The following is a 7,249-nucleotide window of genomic DNA, read 5'->3' as shown; positions in this document are numbered from 1 at the left end:
GGCACCGCCAAATCAGGACCGCTCAAGGGTGCCTACGGCGAACCTGATCGGGACTTAATCCTGCGCGTCTTGCCGGACTAACTACCCGCAGGGAACAGGAATAACCAAGTAAGCCGTTGTTTCACCTCAAAAAACCTCAGCTTTCACCCAAAAGGGGGCATATGCCCCCAGAAGGACCCTTATGTCTGTCACCCTGAAGTATGCCTACCTCAAACATCAAACCTGGCTGTATCGCCGCAATTATCCCAAACACCTGCAACCCCACTTGGGCCAAGCCCTGAAACGGTCCCTCAAAACCCCAGATGCCCGTACAGCCAAGACACGGATAGCAGAGATCAATCAGAGCTATGCGGAGATCGTTGCACAAGCAGAGGCACGACTGAGGGCAAACCCTGATCCGGATAATGCGCCGGCAATCACAATCCCTCAGCCCAAAATCGAACGCCTGTACCTCCAGGGGCAAACCACGGTGGCGGATTTGGCTCAAGTCTACCTTACCCAACGATCACAGGAGCTTAAGCCTGGAAGCTTCAAGTCGATCCGTTTTAGTCTCGGGCTGCTCACCTCCCTCTTTGGCAGCAAGAGGATCGGGGATTTAAGCCTCTCCAACGGTCAGGAATTCCTTGCGCTTCTGTCCCGTCTCAACCCTGACGTCACCAAGAGCACCACGCGCAAGGGCTTGGGGATACGCGACTTGGTGGCTCTTTCGACAACTTCCGACCGGACAATCGCGCCTCAAACCCAGCATCGGATTTGGACCCAGACTTGCCATTTCTTGGATTGGGCGGTGCGGGAAGGTCTCCTTGCAGAGCATGGCTTTGGCAAACTTGCGGTTCATTCCAAACCAACGGTTCAAAGCTATGCGGTGATGACAGATGCAGAGGTGGTGACTTTGTTGGGGGCCAATGATCCTGTTCTAACGCCCCTCCTACGTCTCTGCTTGCTTACAGGTATGCGGTCAGGGGAGGCTTGTGGTTTGGTGGCCGAAGACCTGATCTCCAAGGGCAATCTTGGGGTCTTTGCCAGGATCAGACCAAACACCATCAGAGGGCTCAAATCCAAAGCAGCAGAACGTGAAATTCCGCTACATGACAGTCTTTTGGCTACCCTGGCTATGCTGCCCAACGAAGGGGCCCTGTTTCCAGGGATTTCCGTGGACAGGATCACCAAGAGGTTTGCTCTGTTAAGGAACCACACCGGAACCACCCGCCCTGGCCTTGTATTCCACTCGACCCGCAAGTGGTTCATCACTCAATGTGAAAGGACCGGAGTTCCCGAACACTTCACAGCAAGTCTTGTGGGCCATCAGTCGGCGCGATCGGCCAACAGGCTTACCTATGGGCTGTACTCTGCTGGGATAAGTGACAGCCAGAAGAGGGAGATCATCGATCAGGTCAGGTTACCAGCGGGAGAGTGCTGAGGTTGAACCAATGACAGCGTTCCGTCCGGGTGCCCTCAGAGGGGTGCTCGGGCGAGTGAATGGGTGACCGATTTTTTTGCACTGGTAACGAGCGAACGGGCTTAAATTTCGGCTTTCGGCCCAGCAAATGACATGACCGTCAATTGACCCGTCATTGGCTTCAATATTTCACCTAATCGGTCATGATCGCATCGGGCATTGTGTTGCGGATTGTCGCCTTGACCGTTTCCAAAGCTGTTTCCAAATTGTCAGCATCCCACGGGACTCGAAACGAATGTTCAACGTCAAAGTGAGCTTTATTCATGTCATCGTTTCTACGTAGATATATTACCGGCTTGCCAAGACCCTCCGCCATGCCCGCCTCCCAGTATGCACCCAGGTTACTATGGGTCAATTCCACCAGAAGAAACCGAGCTGCCTTGATTTGCAACTTCATCCGTGTATCAATCAATCCCGACTTTGGTTTGTCGTCCACACGTTCAAGTTCATATCCAGTTTGCATCACCGCTCTACGAAGGCCAGGCAACCACTTGTCATCTAAGTCACCTCTTCCAAACGGCATGGCAATAAATGCCTTTCGACCCACTTTACTATCGGCCAATATCCTCTCATATTCGATCCACCCAGGCACCGTCATCGCTGCAGAAAATGTAGTACCGTTGAGTGTATTGCTTGGTTGAAAAACAATATGGCCCTTTGTTTCTAGATATTCAGCAAGCCCCTTAATCCCTTTCTGCGTTTTACAACCAACTTTGAATTGGGTTGACCCCAGCTCAAAAGTACACTCTGGGCCGGGTTCTTGTACTTGATTGCCAATCGTTCGCATTAGGTTTGCAATTTGAGTTTCAATGTCAGGGAAATGTGGGGTTTCTTTGTTTCGGGTTACAATTTCACTGGTTAGCATCGGGTCAAGGCCGAAACGATGCTGATCTTGGACCCAATGGCCGATCGACGCTGCATACAGAGAATTGTTCGGCACCAAGTTTTTATTTTTGAGCCCATCAAATATATCTTTTTCGTTGAGGAACTCTTCCGCCGAAATTTCGAGGAGCCTCTCCGCTGTACCGGACACTTTAAATTTGCCGCATCTTTCGCACTCAAACGTGCGATAGTGACCATCCGCCTGTAACCTATCGGCTTGCGACCAGCATACAGGGCAATTATTTTCAAAATACATATTCTACCTTTTATCCAGGTGTTGGCACACTGGTCCACAAAAAACGCCTTTCAGCAAGAGAACGATTTTCGACCACATTTTTAGCACCTAGCAAGCGATTAACCATGCTGAGGAACACACGCTGGTTTGGTCCATAGCGAATACCTATTCCCATTCTCCGCCCCCTTTTTCTCCAAGACGGTGAGACGCTGAGACAGCAAGGCAGGGTAAAATCTTTACTGATGGGGCCAATTCTTCAGGCGGTTTATGCGCTGGTCGTTCAAGTTTTGGGCTTGGGTACCAACTTTTAGATGCTCAGGATGGATGCATAGCCGGTTATTGCACAGGTGGCGAACCACACTTTTCTTCCCTGGTATCTTTCCACACAGCCCCCAAGCCACCAGTTGGTAAACCTTTTGCCGCCGCCCTCGCCAATACACCCTTTGTGCCTCATCTAGCTTGGAGGTCCGGCCTAGGATAAGGCACCCTGACTCGGCCCGCTGAGCCGCCAGGAGATGTTCCTTGATGCGCTGGGCTAGCTCACCTGAGTGGTCTCTGAAAGTATCCCTCCACCAGCGCTGGGCGGGATCTTGAACCAGTAATTCCGTTAGGTAATCCGCTTCGAAGTCTTCGCAGACACTTAAACAGTCTTGGTAGGCTTGCTGCGCGATAATATTGATCTTCACCGCCGTCATGTTTTCATGAATTTTTGCTCGTTACCTTCTCGGATATCGCGATCATTCAGCCAGGTTTGGTAACGGTTATCAGACTTGCTATCCAAGAATGGACCCTCCGCTCCGTCAGAATACCCATCAGTTGCGTCAGTCTCACTATCGCGGTTGAATTTCACCTTGAGCTTCGTGTCTCTGAGTCTATCCCAAGTAGCTTTCATGAAGTAGTTCAACGGGAACCATTCGAACCCGTTATCGACAGCGTCATCCAGTTTTCCTGCGAGATCCGTGGACTTGATGCGGCCATTTTCCACCATGAGCCCTTTCTTGACCCAGGCGCGTTGTTGCCCTTTTCCCCAACGAAGTCTTGTACTTTCATAACCCAACCTAATCAGCGCGTTTCTGGCGGTATTGTCGGCCCTTACATTCAGATACTTAACCAGGTCCTTGAAGTCTGAGCTTGGGATTATCGAGACACAATGCTCTGCCAAAATCGCCTCAAGAGTTTCGTCACTCTCCCTCCCTGACTGTTCCTGGAGTTCCCGCATGATTGGGGTCGCATTTTCATCGAACCGCATGTTCTTTGAGTCGAAGTTTGGTGATAGTTCCCGTTGCTTAAGCGCCGTGTAAAGCGCAGCAAGCTTCTTAGGGTTGTTGATCTGGCTAAACACGTCGCCAACCAACACAGTGAACTCGTCACTCCTAGGCCCCTGGGCATGGCCATCATGGTCCATCTCAATGATGTAGTAGCGGCGCTCTCCACCTTCCAGCCAAAGAGGTTTATGGTTGGTTGTAAACAGGAAGCAAGCCTTAAGGGGAATGGTCTTAGTGGGCTGATACTTCGGGTTTACGGTAGTTCCGCTCCCGGTAATCAGGTCTTTTATCGCATTTCCGTTCTTAGACTGGCTACTGATGTGCACCTCTTCAGCGACGATCAGCTTCTTGTCCAGCACACGGTCGTTGTGGGTTGCAACAAGCTTGTCCACTCCATCGATCTTTGCGGTATTGGCAGCACCAAACAGCGCCTCTAGGACCACGCCAATCGTTGATTTTCCCGTCCCTTTTTCCTCTGAAAACAACAGGATAGCCCAGGACGGCTTAGAGGCTTCATTCTTAAGCGACCAAGCAATCCAATCGAGGAGCATCCTCTGCTGGTCCTTGTCGGGAATGGCAAAGTCAAGGAACGGCTGCAAGGCTCCGTAGTCTCCTCCAATTGCGCCCTCAATCTTTCTGTACGAAGGCTCCGACCAGCTATTCAAGTCCCACATGTAGTTTCGATAGAGGCGTGGTGAAGTGTTTCCTGGGGCCGCGTAGGTCATCCCTGACCAAACCCCGAAGGAAAGTCTGGGGTCCTCGGGCGTTCCGTCCACACAGGCCGTGATGATATCATCCGCTTTCTTACGTGCAGTCTCAGCCAGAGGTTTTAATCCATGAAAATGTGCAACCATCTTTGGCTTGGCGATCTTGGCAACATCCTTAGAATTTATACGGGTATCAGGCTTGTCCACCATGATGTATTTTTGGTCAGCCGTGAGGAACCAACTGGCCACCTCCATCAAGACTTCCTTTTGAAGGTCCTCCGAGGCGGGCTTCCGTGGGGCAATTTTATCTGTAGCGCTAACTTGCCAAGCAACACCTGACTGGAGGTCCGTTTCGAGACGGTTCATCACAACCTCTTGCCACTCAGTGAGATCGGGCATGAGGTCCGGATCGACAACGACATCATCGTCGGAAAAACTCTCAAGCACATCATCTACAGGGATGCGCTTTTCACTATCGGCACTGGCTGGTTTACTATTTGTCATGCTACTTTTTCGCCCGATTATCGAGGGCACGCAAGCAGTTAAATCGGGAGGTTTGAGATGCCTGTACAGCGGACAGAAAAGGGTCGCTCCAGAATTGGGAAAGTGAGTGGGCTCCGGTCATTCGCTGCGTTTGAAACACACGTTCAGCTAAGAGCGCATTGCTGCAAGGTCAAACTTTGCCTTATCGTTTAGCTTGTTACCCACGGCCAATCGCTTAGTGTTGAAAGAACCACAAATGGAAAGGCTTCATATGTTACGTCATGCGCTATGTATTCTCTGTCTGGTATTTGGTGGTTTACTGGTCCTCCATGTGCCATCCGCGAGTGCGCAAACGACTGATGGCTCAGGCCAGACTGAGCTCCCCTCCGAAGACCCTACACCCAATTTGACCAATGGTGGAGAAATCGACATTGGCGCATTGGCTAAAGAATTCGAATTGCCTCCGCCAATCTTGAATCCACGGGTCGACGGCGGGCGGTTGGAGCTTTTGTTGTTGCCGTTGACTGAGAAGCAACTTGCCGCTGCATCCGAGGCTTGGCAACGCATAGTGCAGGAACAAACCCAGGATGTGGTCGATGCCACGCTACGGGTTAGGGAATTGGATGGGGAAACCGCTGATCTATATCGAGGGCGCGTCGCCCAACTTGCGGAAGAACGTCGGCACCTATTCGACAATTTTGTTCTTGTCTTGAACGATTGGCAGAAAAAAGGGGGAAATGCGGATGAAATTGCCAAATACCGCGCCTACCGAAGCTCCATTATCATCGACGAGATCCGAAACGCAGATGTTGAAACCTTGCGCCAGCGCACTGTGAAGTGGCTCACGGCGCGTGACGGTGGCATCGAAGTCGCAATTGACGCGGCTGTTATTGTGGTCTCGCTGCTGGGGTTACTTTTTGTGGCTAGAATTATTCGCGCTGTTACGCGGCATTGGATGGGCCGTATAAAAGGTATGTCGTTTCTCATGGCAGCTTTTTTGGGAGGGCTTTTTTATTGGCTGACCTTGACCATTGGTCTGATACTCGTTTTGTCACTCCTAGGCATGGACGTCACTCCGCTGTTCGCCTTGGTTGGTGGGGCCAGTTTCATTTTGGCCTTTGCAATGCAGGAAACAATCGCCAACTTTTTTAGTGGGCTAATGATCATGATGAACAAACCATTCGACGAAGGAGATTTTGTTGACCTTGAAGGTTTTGCTACAGGCACCGTCCAACAGACCAACTTGATTTCTACGACCATTGCCACAGTCGACAACAAGATCGTCGCTGTGCCAAACAACAGGGTCTGGAACAGCGTGATTACGAATGTCACTGCCAGTGCAACACGACGCGTCGATATGGTCTTTGGTATAAGCTATTCTGACAGTATCGGTCATGCGATCAAAGTGCTCGAAGAACTCATAGAGGCACATCCACTCGCCCATGATACTCCCGCTCCGGTGATTTGTGTCGGAGAGTTGGCAGATTCCTCTGTGAATCTTTTATGCCGCCCTTGGTCAAAAACAGAGGATTATTGGGAGCTCTACTGGGGTATGCAACACCTAGTGAAAGAACGTTTTGACGCAGAAGGTATCTCGATCCCATTCCCACAACGAGGCGTACATTTGGAACGGAATGACCCTGATCCTGAAACCCAAAAAGAGCACCAATTGTAGACCCGGCCTGAGAGTGCGCTTGCTGGAACATGGCGAGAGAGAAAACAAGTTAGCGAGTACTTTTTTGTCAATTCTTTATGGAATTCCGAAGTTGTCTGCATATCCTGCTTCACTATGCACTGTCAGTCGAACGCATTGTCTGGCTGATGCAACAATGAGTCCCTTAAATGACCTTCGCCAAATCGCAACCTTAGCCTCCAAAGTGCACCCTCCGTTCCGCACCATTTCAACCCTGCGTTGACGATCCACTTTGCGAACCGTTTTTGAGGATTTCCGAACCCTCCGTAAAATAAAATGATCATTAAAACAATACGTTACAGTAAAAATCGATACCTCTCCTGGGCACCAAATATTTTGGAAATATGCATATTTTACAATATATTGAGTGATTAGACTGCCTGTCAGGCCACCCTTTGGTCCACCTGTTGATTTTCACTGAGAGCTGACCCGGTATTTTCACCGAGATATGACCCACCTTTGTTTATGTATCAGCGTCTATTTTTGGTCAATGCGGTCGTTTCCTTTCGAGTTTTCATTGCGGCC

The 7,249-nt window shown here is 50.4% G+C and carries 5 protein-coding genes; 2 read left to right on the top strand and 3 right to left on the bottom strand.

The features are described from left to right. Positions 1-181: 181 nt before the first annotated feature. A complete protein-coding gene (locus AB9F26_RS21825; RefSeq protein ID WP_369769084.1) occupies positions 182-1,420 on the top strand; it encodes a DUF6538 domain-containing protein in 1,239 nt (412 codons plus the stop codon). Between the two features lie 172 nt (positions 1,421-1,592). Here the strand turns inward: AB9F26_RS21825 and AB9F26_RS21820 are convergent, their stop codons facing one another. The 3 genes from AB9F26_RS21820 to AB9F26_RS21810 form a co-directional block, all read right to left on the bottom strand. After that, positions 1,593-2,597, bottom strand: coding sequence for a hypothetical protein (locus AB9F26_RS21820; RefSeq protein WP_369769083.1), 1,005 nt, complete (start codon positions 2,595-2,597; stop codon positions 1,593-1,595). Between the two features lie 215 nt (positions 2,598-2,812). Then, complete coding sequence (locus AB9F26_RS21815; RefSeq protein WP_369769082.1) at positions 2,813-3,271, bottom strand: HNH endonuclease; 459 nt, start codon at positions 3,269-3,271, stop codon at positions 2,813-2,815. After that, positions 3,268-5,052, bottom strand: a complete 1,785-nt coding sequence (locus AB9F26_RS21810) for a primase-helicase family protein (protein ID WP_369769081.1) — start codon at positions 5,050-5,052, stop codon at positions 3,268-3,270. Before AB9F26_RS21810 ends, AB9F26_RS21815 begins: the two co-directional genes overlap by 4 nt. A 235-nt stretch (positions 5,053-5,287) precedes the next feature. Here AB9F26_RS21810 and AB9F26_RS21805 point away from each other — a divergent pair, with 235 nt between their 5' ends. Further along, positions 5,288-6,706 carry a mechanosensitive ion channel family protein gene (locus tag AB9F26_RS21805; RefSeq protein WP_369769080.1) on the top strand — a complete coding sequence of 473 codons (1,419 nt, stop codon included), beginning with the start codon at positions 5,288-5,290 and terminating at the stop codon, positions 6,704-6,706. Positions 6,707-7,249 lie beyond the last annotated feature (543 nt).

The organism is Falsihalocynthiibacter sp. BN13B15, assembly GCF_041205415.1.
GTDB classification, from domain to species: domain Bacteria; phylum Pseudomonadota; class Alphaproteobacteria; order Rhodobacterales; family Rhodobacteraceae; genus Falsihalocynthiibacter; species Falsihalocynthiibacter arcticus.
The sequence above is the reverse complement of the archived record's forward strand: the minus strand, read 5'-3'. Positions and strand labels throughout refer to the sequence as shown.

What these genes read in the sequence shown, in the direction of transcription:
- AB9F26_RS21825 (WP_369769084.1), top strand. Translation starts at nt 182, where the DNA reads ATGTCTGTCACCCTGAAGTATGCCTACCTCAAACATCAAACCTGGCTG.
- AB9F26_RS21820 (WP_369769083.1), bottom strand. Translation starts at nt 2,597, where the DNA reads ATGTATTTTGAAAATAATTGCCCTGTATGCTGGTCGCAAGCCGATAGG.
- AB9F26_RS21815 (WP_369769082.1), bottom strand. Translation starts at nt 3,271, where the DNA reads ATGACGGCGGTGAAGATCAATATTATCGCGCAGCAAGCCTACCAAGAC.
- AB9F26_RS21810 (WP_369769081.1), bottom strand. Translation starts at nt 5,052, where the DNA reads ATGACAAATAGTAAACCAGCCAGTGCCGATAGTGAAAAGCGCATCCCT.
- AB9F26_RS21805 (WP_369769080.1), top strand. Translation starts at nt 5,288, where the DNA reads ATGGAAAGGCTTCATATGTTACGTCATGCGCTATGTATTCTCTGTCTG.